Source organism: Peribacillus suis (assembly GCF_059384845.1).
Map to the genome: position 1 here is coordinate 2,454,580 of NZ_CM182019.1, position 16,042 is coordinate 2,470,621.

Sequence of the window (16,042 nt, forward strand, 5' to 3'; positions counted from 1 at the left end):
CTCCTCACTACTCCAATGAATTGGTCCCAAGCACCTGCATATAGATTTCTTCATATTCTTTCATGATCGTATCTGAGTGGAACTCAGTATTGGCACGATCCAAAGCAGCTTTTGAGAACTGTTCATGTAAGGTGGGATCACTTAATAGTTTGATCGCTTTTTGAGAGATCATTTCGACGTTTCCTAATTCACATATGTAACCCGTTTCTCCGTCAACAATGACTTCAGGTATCCCGCCGACATTCGTTCCGATGCAAGGAACTCCACAGGCCATCGCTTCTAACAGTACAAGCCCAAAGCTTTCTTTTTGGGACAACAATAAAATTAAATCACTGATTGAATATAATTCTGCCAGGTTATCCTGCTTGCCCAAGAATAGAACCTTATCGCTGATGCCCAGATCTTCCGCCAACTTCAATACAGTAGTCACTTCAGGTCCATCCCCGACAAGTAAAAGCTTGGCTGGCACCTTTTTTTGCGTTAAATAGAAGGCACGGACCACATCTTGTACTCGTTTAACTGTCCGGAAATTAGAAACGTGGATGATGACTTTTTCATTCTTCTCAAATCCGTATTCGTCCCGTAAATATCCTGAGTCGGTTTTATGATAATCGCGTTCATCAATAAAGTTATAAATGGTTTGAATTTCCTTATCCGGAGCAATCAACTCATGTGTTTGCTTGACGAGTGAATGAGAGACGCCTGTGACGACATCCGAATTTTCTATACCGAATTTGATTAAATTAGATAATGATGGGTCATGACCCAATACCGTGATGTCCGTTCCATGAAGCGTTGTGACGATTTTCACTTTATTACCTGACATCTGCTTAGCCAGAATTGCACAAACCGCGTGAGGTATCGCATAATGAACATGTAAAATATCAAGTTCTTCCCGTTTAACAACCTCGGCTATCTTGCTTGCAAGTGCCAAATCATAAGGAGGATATTGAAAAACGGAATACGAATTCACTTCCACTTGATGATAATAAATATTATGGTACATCTTATTTAACCGAAACGGGAGACTTGAAGAAATAAAATGAATCTCATGCCCCTTTTCAGCAAACATTTTGCCCAACTCGGTAGCCACGACACCTGACCCACCTACAGTCGGGTAGCAGGTAATTCCGATTTTTAATTTCATATGATTAATTTTCCCCTAACAAATCGATTTCGACCAAAAATGGTTTTTTTGACATGAACCCTTCCGCATAATCGACACCGACTTCTTTACCGAACATCCGCTCACGTGCTTCGACTGTTTCGATATAACCATTAACAAGCGGAGTATCCACTGTGGTATCCTTCTGTTCAAACTGACTTTCGTAAGCTCTAAGGCTGTCAAGTTTCTTTGATATCGTAGAGGAAATGTCAATGACAAAATCAGGCTTATGAAAACCATTTATCATGTAATAATACATATTTTTGACACGGTGGGCTTCCAATCCAGCATTCTCCATATATTTTCTCACACCAGCAGAAAAAACTGCTTCTTCAACTAACTTTGCACAGTTTCCATGGTCAGGATGGCGATCTTCAAGAAAAGGTGCAAAGACAAGTTTGGGCTTATACTGACGGATGACCGCTATTACTTTCTGTATGTATTCTTCTTTCATATAAAGCCCACGGTCAGGAAGGTCTAGGGAGATTCTATCGACCCCGAGGATTTCCGCCGCCTTTGATGCTTCCTTAATCCTTAATGGGACAGTCCCATTGGATGACATTTCAGCCTTGGTCAAATCACAAATAACAATTTTTTTACCTTGCTGTGCATATTTAGCTATCGTGCCCCCCATCCCGATTTCTACATCGTCTGCGTGGGCCCCGAATGCGAGGATATCTATATTATTTTTGTTTGTCATTTATCTCACCTTGTTTTTCTCTAAGTTTGAGCCAGTCCATATATCCATGTTTAAGTCCTTGAATAAGGACCTCCGCTGTTCCCATATTCGTTGCCAGCGGGATTTCATAGACATCAGATAGGCGGATAAGTGCTGATACATCCGGTTCATGGGGTTGGGAAGTTAAAGGATCACGAAAGAATAGCACCATATCCATTTCCCCTCTAGCTATCATCGCCCCGATTTCTTGGTCTCCTCCAAGTGGTCCAGAATGGAAACGATGGATTGGCAAAGATACTTCATCTATAATCCTTTGCCCCGTTGTACCAGTCGCAAATAGTTCATGTTGTTGAAACACATCTTTATAGGCCATTACGAATTGAATGATATCTTCCTTTTTCTTATCATGAGCAATTAAAGCAATCTTCATCATACGCCTCCTTAATCCCTACTCGATAATATTTTCCAAGCCATAAACAAGTACATCGAGTTTCATGACTGTTTCCACAGCAAGCTTTACTCCTGTCATGAATGATGCACGGTTAAATGAATCATGGCGTACCGTCAAGAGTTCCCCATCGCTCCCGAATAGTACCTGTTGATGGGCAACAAGTCCTGGAAGGCGTACACTGTGGATATGCATGCCATCGATCTTGGCTCCTCGAGCCCCTTGAATCGTCTCTTTCTCGTTTGGATGCCCTTGTTCTTTTGTTTCGCGGACTGCCGCTATCATATCTGCCGTTTTTGAGGCAGTTCCGGAAGGTGCATCCAATTTTTGATCATGATGCATTTCAATAATTTCAACATCCGGAAAGTATTTGGCTGCCATTTGTGAAAACTTCATCATCAAGATTGCGCCAATCGCAAAATTGGGTGCGATGATACAACCAATGCCTTTTTCCTTAGTCAAAGAATCCAGTTTCTCTAAATCCGATTTAGAAAAACCTGTCGTACCTACAACAGGGCGAATACCATGGTTCAAGGCTGTTTCTGTATGGTACATCCCAACTTCCGGTGTTGTTAAATCAATCAATACATCTGCTTCCACCTTGGAAAAGCATTCATTAATATCTGAATACACTGGTGCCTCAATGCCATTGAACCCCTCGATAGTAGATAAGTTCTCTCCATTAAACTTACGATCTATTACAGCGGCTAATTGAAATCCATCTGTGCGATGTACCAATTTCACCGCTTCATTTCCCATTCTGCCACGCGGCCCCGCAACAATCACTCTCACTTCACTCATCCTTCATTCCCCCTACGTTCTCATCTTTTTTTGTCCATCTGTCTTTATCCCGGGTTGTAAATTTATGCATGACCATATCATGCGATTTTTGTAGATCAATGCCAAGGGAATTAGCAAAACAGATCATCACGAACAACATATCCCCCAATTCCTCTTCAACTGTATTTTCTTTTTCAGTCAATTTTTTAGGTTTTTCGCCATAGTAATGATTGACTTCTCTTGCAAGTTCCCCGAGCTCCTCTGACATGCGTGCAAGCATGGCCAATGGGCTAAAATATCCTTCTTTAAATTGTCCTATGTATTGATCGACCTCTGCTTGCATTTGTTGAATCGTTTTCTGTTCCATTTTGTCACCCATTCTTGATATTCGATTACAAATATTTATTTCTACTCCATGTTAGCTAAAAGTGCAAGAGATGACAACCGATACGCCCACCGTAATTAATTGCTCACAAATGGTTAATTGGTTATAATAAGTAAATTACTTGAATACATACGTTTTGGGGGTCTCTAGACATGCTAAACGGTTTAAAAGTGAAAAACATCCTGTTCATCCTAATTGGAGCTGGAATTTTTGCATTCGGCCTTGTCCATTTCAATATGCAAAATAACTTGGCAGAAGGCGGGTTCACTGGTCTTACCTTGATTATATATCAACTCATTGGTTTAAATCCGTCATATTCCAATTTGATATTAAATATTCCCCTTTTCTTCGTTGGTTGGAAATACTTGGGCCGAACTTCTTTTTTTTATACAATCGTTGGTACTGTCGGTTTATCGGCTTGGCTTTGGATTTTTGAAAGGTATCAGTTTGAAATAAATCTTGGCCAAGATTTAATGCTGGTTGCCTTGTTTGCAGGGGTCTTTGTCGGTGTTGGCCTGGGCATCATATTCCGGTATGGCGGAACGACGGGCGGAGTTGATATTATTGCCCAATTTGCTCATCGTTATTTAGGGATGGGGATGGGGCGAACCATGTTTATATTCGATGCGGTCGTCATTGGTCTTTCCATTTTAACTTATTTGGATTATCGAGAAGCGATGTATACCCTCGTAGCCGTATTCATAGGGGCGCGCGTCATCGACTTTATGCAAGAAGGTGCCTACGCTGCAAGAGGAGCCATGATTATCAGTGAGAAAAATGAAGAAATTGCACAAAGGATCATGCATGACATGGATCGGGGGGTAACCGTCTTGAAAGGCTATGGTTCATTCACAAAAAACAATCGTGAAATTCTATATTGCGTCGTTGCAAAAAATGAACTTGTCCGATTAAAAAGTGCTATAACGTCAGTCGACCCCCATGCTTTTGTGTCTGTCAGTGAAGTACATGACGTTCTAGGAGAAGGTTTTACGTTAGATGAAAACAAAAATCCGATAATCCGATAACGCTTTCGGATGATCCTTGAAATATCCCTGTAGCTCATACGTGAATGTAGAGATTGAAAAAGGCATGATTTCAAAATGAAATCATGCCTTTTCTTAATCTTCTTCCCTCATACCGGTGTACATAAGGAGAAGGCGAACTAATTCGAGTACAGCTACAAGAGCAGCAGCTACATAGGTCATCGCGGCAGCACTTAACACTTTTTTCGTTTCTCTCTCTTCATCATTTCGGATGACTCCAACGGAAACAAGTTGATCCATTGCCCGTGAGGAAGCATTAAACTCAACTGGCAGAGTGACTACCTGAAATAATACAGCTGCAGCCATGAATACGATACCCGCTAATAATAAAGCTGGTATGTTCGCAAACATACCGACTAAAATTAAAATCCAGGAAATATTCGAACCAAAGTTTGCGACTGGGACTAACGCATGACGAATCCGCAAGAATGCATAAGCTTCCTTATCTTGTATCGCATGTCCAACTTCATGGGCTGCAACAGCTACACCAGCAACTGAATGTCCATGATAGTTATCTGTGGATAAGCGTACTGTCTTATCTCTTGGATCGTAATGATCGGATAGCATGCCTGGTGTTTCTTCGACTCTTACATTGTAGAGACCATTTTGGTCGAGAATGGCCCTAGCAGTCTCTGCACCATTCATACCTGATGAAGCAGGCACTTGAGAGTACTTTTTATACGTACTCTTCACTTTCATTTGTGCGTAAATCGGGATTAAGATGATAATCGCCAAATAAATGAAATACATGGTTTCCTCCTAAGAACTATAATTACTTTTATTCTATGGATACGGGACGGTCATGTCAAATATAGTGTTCTTCAGGGTAGCGCCTTTCAATCATTACGTTCCTTGGTTGGCTTTTCACGATCTCCCTTATATTTTCTCCAACCTACATAGGATAGCGTCATAATTATTATACTGCCCGTTGAAATGATCACCCACCATAAGGAGGGGTCTGAATCGTCTTCTCCCATTTCCTCAAAGACAGCCGTCAATTCATCCTGCAGGTCTTCCATTTCTTTTTGATTTCCACCTTTCCTAATCACTTCAGGACGATATTGATCCATATACTGAATTCGGGTATCCAACTGTTGAATTGTTTCCCTGGAAAGGTCCACTTTTAAACTGGGATAAATCATTTCATATTGCGAGAGGAATAAGTTCAATTGATCATTAAAAGTGATGGCATCTTGATTGGTTGCCGCGTCTTTCGTTTGTCTAAAAGAATTCATCATTTGATCTTCCATTTCAGTCCAGAGGGGTTGATGCGTAGACTGAACTGCATCCATTACAAGTCTAAACTTAGTGACGGAATTAATCTTTTCGGAATCTCCCTTACTACTATCCTTTATCGTCATCAATGCTTCATTATGAGCAACGGTAATGATTCGAAGTTCGTCCATATCAAGAATTTGCTCTATTGCAGTCTTTTTTATAAACTGATCAGAAAAAAATGTCAGCATCTTTTCTGAATCATCATATCGCTTCAACTTGGCCATTTCAAGAGCTTTATCCGAAATGTTGTCCAACTTCTCCAAATTTGAAGAGGATTGTGCATAAACAGGGAAATTCAAGACGGAAAATAAAAGGGCAGTGGTTAAGATGAATTTTTTCAACATGATACTCGTCCCTCCTCATATCTCTACTAAAACGATATGAGCAAAAAAACATGAGTAGACCATGTTCATGATAAAAAAATAACCTTGCCCATTTAATTATGAACAAGGTCATTTTTACTTTATGAAAGAAAGCGTAAATCTCCCTTTTCTGTATCCGAAATACCAAGCAACGAAAATGGACAATATACTGAGCCAAAACGTGAAATAACCGATCATATCCATATACTCAAATAAATCACGATAGCTGGGCATCATCTTAAAAACGTAATCGATTATATCATTATGTATGGTCCAGATTCCGGCCAAAATTAAATGCCAAGGTTTTATTCTGTAAAATGGTGCGTATAATATCCCCTGAATTGCCATCCCTAAATGGGATGCCATTAACATATAGCCTTCTATTGGCAATGTGCCGGTCGTCAATAAAGTAAGTACGTTCATCACAACGGCCCAAATACCATATTTGAATAAAGTCATGATTGCCAAGGCTTCCATGAAACCAAAGTTTTTCTTGAGTAGAAATCCTACTAATACAAGTGAAAAAAACAAAGAAGCCGTTGGGCTATCAGGTACAAATGGTAAAAAGATAGCAGGTGTTTCAGCTAATTGATAACCATACCAATAATATCCATATGCCGTTCCGAATACATTCACTATTAACAATAAAACAAGTACTTGCCGATGCGCAAACCAACTATAAATCACATTCATCCACTTTTCCCTCGCATTCTCTATATATTCATATTACAGATTCTATCCTCCAAATCCAAGTTTTTCTTTTAAATTGCCATTCAATAAAAATGACTGACAACGGAGTTGTCAGCCATTTTATTCAACAGTAGCGAAAAACAAATGCTACCTGAATTCATTTATTTTGCTGATAAACCAGAAACGAATTCAGCTAATGTCTTCAATTCTTCATCAGAACCTTTGAACATACCAGCTGGCATTGCCCCTTGACCTTTGACAGCAATTTTAGAAACTTCTTCTGGAGTTAAACCGGTGTCAATCAAGCTTGGTGCTCCTGCACCACCTGTCAACTCTGCTCCATGACAGCTTATACATCCGCTTGAATCCATAAGCTTATAACCATCGCTCTCTTTATCGATGTCAGCACCTTCTACGATGGCTCCTTGCTTTTTAGAAGCTTCCCAATCGTGATGGGCCGCCGATTCCCATGTTAAATAAAACACTCCAGCAATGGCTAATAACATAAACCCAACAGCAAATGGGCGTTTAGCTGGACTACGCTCAGGACCACGGTCTAAAAACGGTGCCAGAAGCAATGCTCCAAAAGCTAAACCTGGTATAACCATGGCTCCAATTGCATTGTACGGACCTGAAGCATAGGTATACTTAAGTAATTGGTAAAGGAATAGAAAATACCAGTCAGGCAGCGGAATGTACGCTGTATCTGTCGGATCGGCTATCCTTTCCAATGGGGACGGATGTGCAACTGTCAAGCATAAATAGCCAACTAAAAATACTGCTCCGACCATCCATTCCTTTAAAAGGAAATTCGGCCAAAATGCTTCAGTTTTCCCAGGATATTCAGAATAATCTTTCGGAATATTCGGTTTACGGTTCGCAGAAATACGCGAGTCGCCTACGAATTTCATACCTTTCCCACGATGCATTGAATGATCCCCTCCTTTATGAAAAGGTTTTTATGATTCTTGTTCCATATTCTTTTATAGTGGACCTGAAATACCTTGCTTACGAATCATTAAGAAATGAGCCGCCAATAATGCAAATAATGCCGCAGGAAGGAAGAATACATGAATCGCGAAGAATCGAGTCAATGTCTGTGCACCAACGATTGTTGGGTCTCCTGCTATCAATGTCTTAAGTGCCGGTCCCATTAAAGGTACCGATTCGACAATGGTCAGTGTAACTTTTGTTGCAAATAGCGCTTTCATATCCCATGGTAATAAGTATCCTGTTAAACCCAATGCCAGCATAATAAAGAAGATTAATACGCCAACCATCCAGTTCAATTCGCGCGGTTTTTTGTAAGCTCCCTGGAAGAAGACACGAAGAGTATGTAAGAACATCATAACGATAACTAGACTTGCTCCCCAGTGATGCATGCCACGGACAATTTGACCGAAGGCCACTTCGTTTTGTAAATAATAAACCGATTCCCAAGCATTCTTGATATCGGGTACATAATACATCGTCAAGAACATACCTGACAAAATTTGAATGACCGTGATAAAGAAAGTTAACCCACCAAAACAATATACGAATGCAGAAAAATGATGCGCAGGGTTAACATGTTCCGGAACCTCATGGTCAGCAATATCCCGCCATAACGGCGTAATGTCTAAACGCTCGTCCACCCAGTCATATAACTTTGTTAGCAATGTTTACGCCTCCCCGTGCGGTTTTAGTTGACCTAAATAAAGAATTCCGTCTTTTTCTTTCGTGTCAAAGACATCCAAAGGTGAAATCGGTGGTGTCCCTTTCACGTTCATGCCATCTTTCGTGTACCTGCCATAATGACAAGGACAGAAGAACTGGTTTGGATTAGATTTATCCGTATTCCACGCTACCGTACAACCTAAATGCTTACAAATTGGAGATAGTGCAACTAACTTCCCATCATCCGTTTTATAAACCCAAGCTGTGTTTGTTTCTTCAGACTCATACCACCCGTCGACCTGCTTAAAGCTAAAATCAACTCGGACTGGTTCTGTAGTCAGTTCGCTTACCTTCTGCTTAGTTGCAATGTAATCCCCGCCTTTATCAGCTGATAGTACTGGATCAATTGCAAACCTAACCATAGGCATCAACATACCGGCCGCCATAAATCCACCAACGCCAGTAAGTGTGTAATTAAGGAATTGACGTCGTGAAACATTATGTTTGCTCATGCGTTTTCCCCCCCTCTATTACTATATTGAGAGCCCATTGGACCACTAAATAGCAACACTATAAAACTAGGACATTTCCATGATATATCAATAATTTCCCAAGGTCAATATTTGTAAAACCCAAAAGGTGGCAACTATGTGTCAAAAAATGAAAAAAACCCTTATTTTATTAGCTTTTCCAGTAATGAGTAAATATGTCTAGAATTTGATTTACTTGTTGGCTAATCATAGCCCTAGCTTGGGCATTTTCTAAATTTTCAAGCGGGATGGCAGGAATCCAAACCAAATGATGCTCCAATTCCAATTCATTCTTTTTCCACTCGATATCCGATGTAAGGAAAAATACATGCTTAAAGTTGTTTGCTTCCAGTTTTTCAGACCAACGCTTTAGAATGGAAAGCTTGTCCTCCTCATCACTTAGGTAGTGAAATGTTGGCATTAAAAGCATTCTGCCCTTCATTTGCTTTTCGATTTCCATACTCAAAATAGTAATGAATTCGTTATTCGAACCGGACTGTTTCATTTGTTCTCCAAAAGAGAGGGGAACCAATGGTATTAGTGCCGTATCCACAAACTCTTTTGCATGGATATACATATCCAATTCTTTTGCTGACCACTTCATATTCTTTACTCCACTCCCACTTTATCGAATCAACTCCTTTTCATTGTACCATTTATCGTAATATCTTTACCATATACCCCTAGTATTCATAAAAATGTAGTTTTTAACCATATTTTTTAAAAAAATAAAAATAAAAAACCTTTCCTGCTTCAGGAAAGGTCTTTGCAATTTATCCCAGTACTTTTAGTTGATTGAGTTGTTCCGTTAAATCCTTAAAAGCTTGTTCATCATGTTTATCCAACGCTTCATCGATTGCCTTGAGTATTCGGTCTCTCTCGAAATGAAGCATACTCTTCTCTAAAAACTGCTCAGCAAGTAGCTGATCTTTTTCATTAGCGGCTGTTGATTTTGGCATGAACGGGTTATTTTCCAATACTGCGGCGTATTGATAAGACGAATAAGCTGATTTAAAATTTAGCTGGATATAGATATCCTCATCCCGATTCAATCGAATATCATGAAAAGATTTCTCTGCATCGGTTGTCATGATATTGGATTTATAAAATCTGAAAGGCACTTCCTCCACACAATGGGTAGACATGATAAGACCACGGGGACAATATTGTGCATTCTCTACAAAATGGACCTTTTTCATTAATTGGTCGTGACTCATTAGATAATTTAAAATCCAAACACATTCTCTTCTTTTAAGTTGATAATGATTTAAAAACCACCGAATAAAATCCTTTTTCTCATTTACAGAAACAGGGGTAGCCACCATGAATTCCCTCCTCTGTCTTACTATTTTTTTTACAACCCTGAACTTTCACCTAAACGTTCCAAAATCATCGCATATTCATCATTTGCCGGATTTATTACGAGCAGCTTGTTAAATACTTCTCTAGCAGTAGCGCTGTCTCCTTCTTCAATTAAAAAGAAACCGTAATCCTCCAGAAAATCCGGATTGTCTCTGAAAGAATTATATGCTTTACCATAGCTGGTTAATGACTCTTTATATTGCTCTGTTTTTTGATAACAGACAGCAGCTATCCATTCAAACTGTGGATCATCCTCGCCATATCTCCTTACCTCACCAATGCATTCTAAAATATCTTCATACCTTTCATTATGCATATAGAGCTTCAGTAGGGTAAGGGCAGCTTCTAAGTAGCCGGGATCGATTGCCAAAGCCTCTTTGAATAGGTTTTCCGCTTCATCCTCCAAACCGCTTTTCAAGGCGATTTTACCACCGAAGAAATATAGTTCCTTATTGAACTCATCTGCCTTGATGCCTTCCTTAACCGTATTCAAAGCCTTATCAAGATCCTCTAGATGTTCATAGCTTTTTGCTAAGTATAAGTAGAGGGAATGGTACTCATGGTCTATTTCCTTCAGTTCGATAAACTTGCGCACGGCAGTTTCATATAGACCAGCTTGGAAGGCAGTAAAGGCGTATTCAAATAGCGTATTGATTTCGACGCTACCATCTAAGGCCTTCTCGAAGTAAGGAAGGGCCTCCTCGAATTTCCCCGAACTACTCAACGCTTCCGCAAGACGCTGATTGACGTTCACCCCTGCAATTTCATGTTCCCGTTCTAATACCTTTATGTAATTTGCAATGGCATCCTGGTCTCTTCCTTGATGATAAAATAGTTCAGCTAGTGCAAAATCAATGATGATCTCATCCGGCAATAATTCCTTAGCCTGCAACAATTTCCTTTCACTGACCTCGCTCATCCCCTGTAATTGATAAAGGTCTGCTTCTAGTAATAGGGCACTTGGATAGACCTCATCTTCCGGGCTGACTTTTTCAAGCATCAGCATGGCTTCATCTTCTTGATCCATATCGATAAGGATTTCTGCTAAAGAAACAATCAACTCGCCCTCGTCTGGATACAGTGCCAGTAGATGCTCAAAAAGATCCTTAGCTTCCTCGACAAACCCAAGTTGGAACATTTCCTCAGCCAACAATAAGATGTCCTCTGCCGACTCTGATGATTTAATTCGATTTATATGTTTAAGAGCTTCTGTTAATTCCCCTTTTTTTAAATACTGAATAACTTGTTCTACTATATTCATAGCTGCTTCCTTCCTTTTGCATAAACTTAGTCTCTAGACAAACAACATCACGCAAAACGTCAACTTTCCTATCATAAAAAGGATGAAACGAATCGTGAAGATGTTTAGTAAAAACAGTAATATTTAGTTTACCATACTGCAGCCCGGTAATTCCATTGATGTAGTTCCCCCCATTCTTCATAAAAAAAGGTTACTATCTAATTCTCCATGGAAAGGAGAATCTCCTTTTTGATTAATCGGACCTTTATCATCAGTCCCCACCGTTATATTTCATAAAACGTTATTTTGACAACGCTTACAAAGGGATAGGAGCAAAAAACAAAAAAATAAAAAAAGTTTGCAGCACCAAAATATCTGCAAACTTTTTTCAATTCACTTAATCAAGTATGTTAAATGGTCAAAAAATTCCGGATACGAAACATCAATGGCTCCTGGGTCTTCCAGTTGAACATCCCCATTAGTAATTAATGCCGCTATCGCAAGCATCATTCCAATGCGGTGATCTCCATGGCTCGTGACCGTCCCTCCCTGAAGGGATTTACGCCCACTAATAATCAATCCATCTGCAGTCGGCGTTATATCCGCTCCCAGGATTTTAAGCTCATTGGCCACCGTGTCTATCCGGTTCGTCTCTTTTACCTTTAACTCACTAGCATCCTTGATTGTGGTAATACCTTCCGCTTGAGTGGCTAGGAGAGCAATGACCGGAATCTCGTCAATTAAACGAGGAATCAAATCACCACTGATCGTCGTCCCTTTTAATTGGGAACTCCGTACAGTAACGTCTCCTGCGGGTTCACCTTTTCCAGAATGTAAATCGACCGTTATATCTGCTCCCATTGCCTTCATCACTTCAATAATGCCTGTTCTTGTGGGATTAAGGCCTACGTTTTTCAAAACAACTTCACTATTTTTTGTAATCGCTGCAGCTACCATAAAGAATGCAGCCGAAGAAATATCGCCAGGCACATGTATAGTAGTTCCTTTGAACAACTGATTGCCACTTACTTTAATCGTTTGACCGTCTTTTTCAATTTTTCCACCAAATTGTTGGATCATCCGTTCAGTATGGTCTCGTGTCGCTTCCGGCTCCACGATGATCGTTTCTCCTTCAGCTTGTAGCCCCGCAAGGATAATAGCAGATTTGACCTGGGCACTAGCTACAGGCAATTGATAGCGAACCCCTTGTAATTGCCCTCCCCTTATGGAAAGGGGCGTGTATTCGCCGTCTTTACGTCCGTCTATGAGCGCTCCCATCTCACGGAGGGGATTCACCACTCTTGTCATCGGCCGTTTAGCAATGGAGGAATCACCAGCGAGGACTGCAGAAAAGTCTTGTCCAGCCAAGATACCTAGCATCAATCGAATCGTAGTTCCAGAATTTCCGACATCCAGGACTTCACGAGGCTCAGTCAACCCATTGAATCCTTTCCCCTCTATACGGACTAGCTGACCCTCTTGTTCTATGCTCACGCCAAGCTGCTTGAAACAGGAGATTGTACTTAAGCAATCCGCACCAGGTAAAAAATTAGTAACCTCCGTAACCCCTTCAGCTAGCGCTCCAAACATAATAGATCGATGGGAGATAGACTTATCCCCCGGTACAGCGATCGTTCCACGCAAAGATTGAATGTTCGTTGGCAACCTTTTTGTCTTCATACAACCATCCTTCATCCATGTATTATTTTATGCCAGAATCGTTTCATAATCAGTATGCCTCGCCACACAATCAGCAGCTTTAATACGGTCTTCCTCTGTCTGGAAGCTGATTACTAGTACGCCATATATTTCTTCCCTTGTTTCGATGATTCGTATATTCGTTATACTGATTCCTTCCTGTGCCAAATAACCAGTAATCTCTGAAATGACCCCTGAGTAATCTGGTATATCAACATATAAATCATAAAACGCCGGAATGGCACCTTTCATATTGCTCGGTAAGTCATCCCTATATACCTTGGCATCAGTAAAGAAACGAAAAATTTCTTCGCTATCTTCATTGGCTACAAGTTCTTTGATATATTCCATTTCCCTTAACCAATCATTCATCAACACTAATAGCACTTCACGGTTATGTAATAAAATATCACGCCACATTTCGGGATTACTGGAAGCTATTCTAGTAATATCACGAAAGCCTCCTGCAGCAAGCCTTGAAATCAGCTCATTCTCCTGACTGTATGCTTCCGCCTGTTTGACAAGGCCTGAGGCGATGATATGTGGAAAATGACTGATCACTCCTGTAATTCTATCGTGGGTATCAGGTGAGACTACCAAAAAATTAGCTCTTGTGCCACTTAACCATTGTTTTAACTGCTCTATTCTTTCTTCCTCGACATGTTCCTCTGGAGTAAGTAAATAGAACGCGTGCTCAAATAAGTGCAATTTGGCTGCCCCCGCTCCACTCTTGTGGGAACCAGCCATTGGATGGCCCCCTATGAAGGTGTAACCTCTATTGATCAAGCTGCTGGCCGCATTCACAACGGTTGTTTTCGTACTTGCAGCATCCGATATGATGACATCCCTTTTTAAGTCCAGATGAGCTAATTCCGCTAAAGTCCGGACCGTTTCATTGACGGGGACCGCCATTAAGATTAAATCGGCATCACAGGCGCCAGCTTCAAGAGAAGATACGGAATCATCAATGATTCCTAATAAGGTGGCTAGTTGTAAATTCTTTTCGTTTAAATCATAACCAACAATTACAGCGTCAGGATGAGCATGGCGGATAGCCATGGCCAACGATCCACCAATTAGTCCGAGGCCAATTACGAAAACCTTTCCTTTCACTCTTCTCTCCCCCGCTCCTTTAGTCCTCTAACCTAGATGAAATTAATGTATTGAATTAGAAGGCAAACTTACTTCAGTCAAGAATGATTTAATAGCACGGATCATTCCTTCATTTTCCTCCGTCGACCCAATCGTCACACGGACGCTATTTGGGAAACCGAATGACTTACCTGATCTTGCGATATATCCCCGCTCCAATAAAAACTGAAATACTGCATCAGCGTCATGATTGAAATGAATGAAAATAAAATTACCCTGAGATGGATAATATGAGAGATTTTCCGATTCACAAAACTCATAATACTGTTGTAGACCTTTTTGGTTTTCCGTCCTACATTTTTCTATGAAGGCCTGGTCCTCTAATGCCACGACGGCAATCTTTTGTCCGAATGTATTCACATTGAATGGTTCACGCGATGGATCAAGCTTCTGGATAATGTCTTCATCAGCCAATCCGTATCCAACTCTAAAGCTGGCAAGACCGTATATTTTTGAAAATGTTCGAAGTATAATCAGATTCTTATATTTATTGATCCATTGATTGGTTCTCGGATAATCCTCAGCCACTGCATATTCACTATAGGCTTCATCTAAAACAACAAGTACATCTTCCGGAACTTTTTCAAGGAATGCAATTAAATCAGGTTCGGGAATGTATTTTCCTGTCGGATTATTAGGTGTACAGATCCAAATAACAGATGTGTTTTCATCAATAGCATTAAGCATACCTTCTAGGTCATGACCTCCGTCAATGTGCGGCACTTCTCTAATTTCCGCCCCTTCAAGGGTGGCATTATGTCGATACTGTGAAAAAGTCCCCGTAGCCATAACAGTGTTTTTTCCCGCTCCAAGCAAACTCCTTGATATTATTTGAATATTCTCATCTGATCCATTCCCAAAAATAAGTTGTGTCTCTTTAACACCTGTATGTATAGCAACGGCCTCTCTAAGCGAGGTTGCATATCCGTCAGGGTAAATAGCGAAAGAATGGCTTGCATTTTTTATGCTATCTTTAACTTTTTCGGAACACCCAAACGGATTTTCATTTGAAGCAAGTTTCACTATTTTTTCAAGACCATACATTTTCTTCACTTCATCGGTTGATTTTCCCGGTTGATAAGATTTCAAGGAAAGGACCGCTTCATTCCATTTCATATCATTCACCCCTATTTTTACTACTTTAAAGCAACAAAGTATACAAATATTATACCATATCTTTTTTCTTGAATTCTAATTTTTTAGTTAAATCCGGCCTCAAAACAGTGGCACCCGCTTGATATACATGCTCAATATCTCTCTGCGATTTCGTCGTCTCTACATGAAGCATCACTCTTATACAGGAAGGCAAAGAATTTATCACAGGAATTTCTTGCATACAAGTGACCGGTACATATGTCCACCCTTCAAATTTCCTGAGGGCTTTGGCAGGGAAGACGGAGCGTATATCATCCGTTGCAGAAAAAAATACGGAGGCAACCATTTCAGGTTCAATATCGTTTTTTCGAATAATTTCTTCCAACAGTAGTTCAACAGCAGAAATCACTTCTGATTCTGTGTCATTTTCTACGGTTGTTGCGCCCCTTATTCCTCTAATCACACACGATTCCCCCATT

19 protein-coding genes are annotated in these 16,042 nt (G+C 40.4%); 1 reads left to right on the forward strand and 18 read right to left on the reverse strand.

Going from position 1 to position 16,042, the window contains the following annotated elements; genetic code table 11:
* Positions 1–7: 7 nt before the first annotated feature.
* Genes bshA through AC503W_RS11910 form a run of 5 tightly spaced genes read right to left on the reverse strand, consistent with a single transcriptional unit; the run spans position 8 to position 3,439 of the window.
* Entirely contained in the window at positions 8–1,147 is a 1,140-nt protein-coding gene (gene bshA, locus AC503W_RS11890) for an N-acetyl-alpha-D-glucosaminyl L-malate synthase BshA (RefSeq protein ID WP_494914274.1), read from the reverse strand.
* 4 nt (positions 1,148–1,151) lie between these two features.
* Positions 1,152–1,865 (reverse strand): bacillithiol biosynthesis deacetylase BshB1, encoded by a 714-nt coding sequence (bshB1, locus tag AC503W_RS11895; protein ID WP_407407133.1) that lies wholly within the window; start codon positions 1,863–1,865, stop codon positions 1,152–1,154.
* Complete coding sequence (locus AC503W_RS11900; protein WP_402869137.1) at positions 1,849–2,274, reverse strand: methylglyoxal synthase; 426 nt, start codon at positions 2,272–2,274, stop codon at positions 1,849–1,851. The genes bshB1 and AC503W_RS11900 overlap by 17 nt, the downstream gene beginning before the upstream one ends.
* An 18-nt stretch (positions 2,275–2,292) precedes the next feature.
* Entirely contained in the window at positions 2,293–3,093 is an 801-nt protein-coding gene (gene dapB / locus AC503W_RS11905; protein ID WP_402869139.1) for a 4-hydroxy-tetrahydrodipicolinate reductase, read from the reverse strand.
* Positions 3,086–3,439, reverse strand: a complete 354-nt coding sequence (locus tag AC503W_RS11910) for a nucleotide pyrophosphohydrolase (RefSeq protein ID WP_402956708.1) — start codon at positions 3,437–3,439, stop codon at positions 3,086–3,088. The genes dapB and AC503W_RS11910 overlap by 8 nt, the downstream gene beginning before the upstream one ends.
* 170 nt (positions 3,440–3,609) lie before the next feature.
* Between AC503W_RS11910 and AC503W_RS11915 the strand changes: the two genes are divergently transcribed.
* The gene (locus tag AC503W_RS11915) at positions 3,610–4,482 is read left to right on the forward strand and encodes a YitT family protein (RefSeq protein WP_427686922.1); all 873 of its coding nucleotides are present in this window, start codon (positions 3,610–3,612) and stop codon (positions 4,480–4,482) included.
* A gap of 93 nt (positions 4,483–4,575) precedes the next feature.
* Here AC503W_RS11915 and AC503W_RS11920 read toward each other — a convergent pair whose 3' ends face one another.
* The 13 genes from AC503W_RS11920 to aroH all read right to left on the reverse strand — a co-directional run bounded on the left by AC503W_RS11920 (position 4,576) and on the right by aroH (position 16,026).
* Complete coding sequence (locus tag AC503W_RS11920) at positions 4,576–5,250, reverse strand: zinc metallopeptidase (RefSeq protein WP_402956706.1); 675 nt, start codon at positions 5,248–5,250, stop codon at positions 4,576–4,578.
* An 86-nt stretch (positions 5,251–5,336) separates the two neighbouring features.
* Positions 5,337–6,122: a sporulation protein YpjB gene (ypjB, locus tag AC503W_RS11925; protein WP_494914277.1), complete on the reverse strand. Its 786-nt coding sequence runs from the start codon at positions 6,120–6,122 to the stop codon at positions 5,337–5,339.
* 114 nt (positions 6,123–6,236) lie between these two features.
* Entirely contained in the window at positions 6,237–6,833 is a 597-nt protein-coding gene (gene lhaT, locus AC503W_RS11930; protein WP_427686918.1) for a lipoprotein heptaprenylglyceryl N-acetyltransferase LhaT, read from the reverse strand.
* Between the two features lie 158 nt (positions 6,834–6,991).
* Positions 6,992–7,759: a c-type cytochrome gene (locus tag AC503W_RS11935; protein ID WP_494914279.1), complete on the reverse strand. Its 768-nt coding sequence runs from the start codon at positions 7,757–7,759 to the stop codon at positions 6,992–6,994.
* Positions 7,760–7,813: 54 nt separating this feature from the next.
* Positions 7,814–8,488 carry a menaquinol-cytochrome c reductase cytochrome b subunit gene (gene qcrB, locus AC503W_RS11940; RefSeq protein WP_034307974.1) on the reverse strand — a complete coding sequence of 225 codons (675 nt, stop codon included), beginning with the start codon at positions 8,486–8,488 and terminating at the stop codon, positions 7,814–7,816.
* Between the two features lie 3 nt (positions 8,489–8,491).
* The gene (locus AC503W_RS11945; RefSeq protein ID WP_402869149.1) at positions 8,492–8,998 is read right to left on the reverse strand and encodes a QcrA and Rieske domain-containing protein; all 507 of its coding nucleotides are present in this window, start codon (positions 8,996–8,998) and stop codon (positions 8,492–8,494) included.
* 169 nt (positions 8,999–9,167) lie between these two features.
* On the reverse strand, positions 9,168–9,620 hold the full coding sequence (locus AC503W_RS11950; RefSeq protein WP_402869151.1) for a YpiF family protein: 453 nt from the start codon (positions 9,618–9,620) through the stop codon (positions 9,168–9,170).
* A 169-nt stretch (positions 9,621–9,789) separates the two neighbouring features.
* Positions 9,790–10,341: a ReoY family proteolytic degradation factor gene (locus tag AC503W_RS11955; RefSeq protein ID WP_402869153.1), complete on the reverse strand. Its 552-nt coding sequence runs from the start codon at positions 10,339–10,341 to the stop codon at positions 9,790–9,792.
* A 29-nt stretch (positions 10,342–10,370) separates the two neighbouring features.
* Positions 10,371–11,639 carry a tetratricopeptide repeat protein gene (locus AC503W_RS11960; protein ID WP_402956702.1) on the reverse strand — a complete coding sequence of 423 codons (1,269 nt, stop codon included), beginning with the start codon at positions 11,637–11,639 and terminating at the stop codon, positions 10,371–10,373.
* A 372-nt stretch (positions 11,640–12,011) separates the two neighbouring features.
* Positions 12,012–13,298, reverse strand: a complete 1,287-nt coding sequence (gene aroA, locus AC503W_RS11965) for a 3-phosphoshikimate 1-carboxyvinyltransferase (RefSeq protein ID WP_427686916.1) — start codon at positions 13,296–13,298, stop codon at positions 12,012–12,014.
* Positions 13,299–13,325: 27 nt separating this feature from the next.
* Positions 13,326–14,429 carry a prephenate dehydrogenase gene (locus tag AC503W_RS11970; RefSeq protein WP_402869158.1) on the reverse strand — a complete coding sequence of 368 codons (1,104 nt, stop codon included), beginning with the start codon at positions 14,427–14,429 and terminating at the stop codon, positions 13,326–13,328.
* Positions 14,430–14,471: 42 nt separating this feature from the next.
* On the reverse strand, positions 14,472–15,584 hold the full coding sequence (hisC, locus tag AC503W_RS11975) for a histidinol-phosphate transaminase (RefSeq protein ID WP_427686912.1): 1,113 nt from the start codon (positions 15,582–15,584) through the stop codon (positions 14,472–14,474).
* Positions 15,585–15,633: 49 nt separating this feature from the next.
* On the reverse strand, positions 15,634–16,026 hold the full coding sequence (aroH, locus tag AC503W_RS11980; protein WP_402869162.1) for a chorismate mutase: 393 nt from the start codon (positions 16,024–16,026) through the stop codon (positions 15,634–15,636).
* Positions 16,027–16,042: the final 16 nt, after the last annotated feature.

Excerpts from the sequence above, each read along its gene's own strand:
- lhaT (WP_427686918.1), bottom strand. The coding sequence starts at position 6,833 with ATGAATGTGATTTATAGTTGGTTTGCGCATCGGCAAGTACTTGTTTTA.
- AC503W_RS11915 (WP_427686922.1), top strand. The coding sequence starts at position 3,610 with ATGCTAAACGGTTTAAAAGTGAAAAACATCCTGTTCATCCTAATTGGA.
- AC503W_RS11935 (WP_494914279.1), bottom strand. The coding sequence starts at position 7,759 with ATGCATCGTGGGAAAGGTATGAAATTCGTAGGCGACTCGCGTATTTCT.
- AC503W_RS11920 (WP_402956706.1), bottom strand. The coding sequence starts at position 5,250 with ATGTATTTCATTTATTTGGCGATTATCATCTTAATCCCGATTTACGCA.
- ypjB (WP_494914277.1), bottom strand. The coding sequence starts at position 6,122 with ATGTTGAAAAAATTCATCTTAACCACTGCCCTTTTATTTTCCGTCTTG.
- hisC (WP_427686912.1), bottom strand. The coding sequence starts at position 15,584 with ATGAAATGGAATGAAGCGGTCCTTTCCTTGAAATCTTATCAACCGGGA.
- aroA (WP_427686916.1), bottom strand. The coding sequence starts at position 13,298 with ATGAAGACAAAAAGGTTGCCAACGAACATTCAATCTTTGCGTGGAACG.
- AC503W_RS11945 (WP_402869149.1), bottom strand. The coding sequence starts at position 8,998 with ATGAGCAAACATAATGTTTCACGACGTCAATTCCTTAATTACACACTT.
- AC503W_RS11960 (WP_402956702.1), bottom strand. The coding sequence starts at position 11,639 with ATGAATATAGTAGAACAAGTTATTCAGTATTTAAAAAAAGGGGAATTA.
- bshB1 (WP_407407133.1), bottom strand. The coding sequence starts at position 1,865 with ATGACAAACAAAAATAATATAGATATCCTCGCATTCGGGGCCCACGCA.
- AC503W_RS11955 (WP_402869153.1), bottom strand. The coding sequence starts at position 10,341 with ATGGTGGCTACCCCTGTTTCTGTAAATGAGAAAAAGGATTTTATTCGG.
- bshA (WP_494914274.1), bottom strand. The coding sequence starts at position 1,147 with ATGAAATTAAAAATCGGAATTACCTGCTACCCGACTGTAGGTGGGTCA.
- AC503W_RS11900 (WP_402869137.1), bottom strand. The coding sequence starts at position 2,274 with ATGAAGATTGCTTTAATTGCTCATGATAAGAAAAAGGAAGATATCATT.
- AC503W_RS11950 (WP_402869151.1), bottom strand. The coding sequence starts at position 9,620 with ATGAAGTGGTCAGCAAAAGAATTGGATATGTATATCCATGCAAAAGAG.
- AC503W_RS11910 (WP_402956708.1), bottom strand. The coding sequence starts at position 3,439 with ATGGAACAGAAAACGATTCAACAAATGCAAGCAGAGGTCGATCAATAC.
- dapB (WP_402869139.1), bottom strand. The coding sequence starts at position 3,093 with ATGAGTGAAGTGAGAGTGATTGTTGCGGGGCCGCGTGGCAGAATGGGA.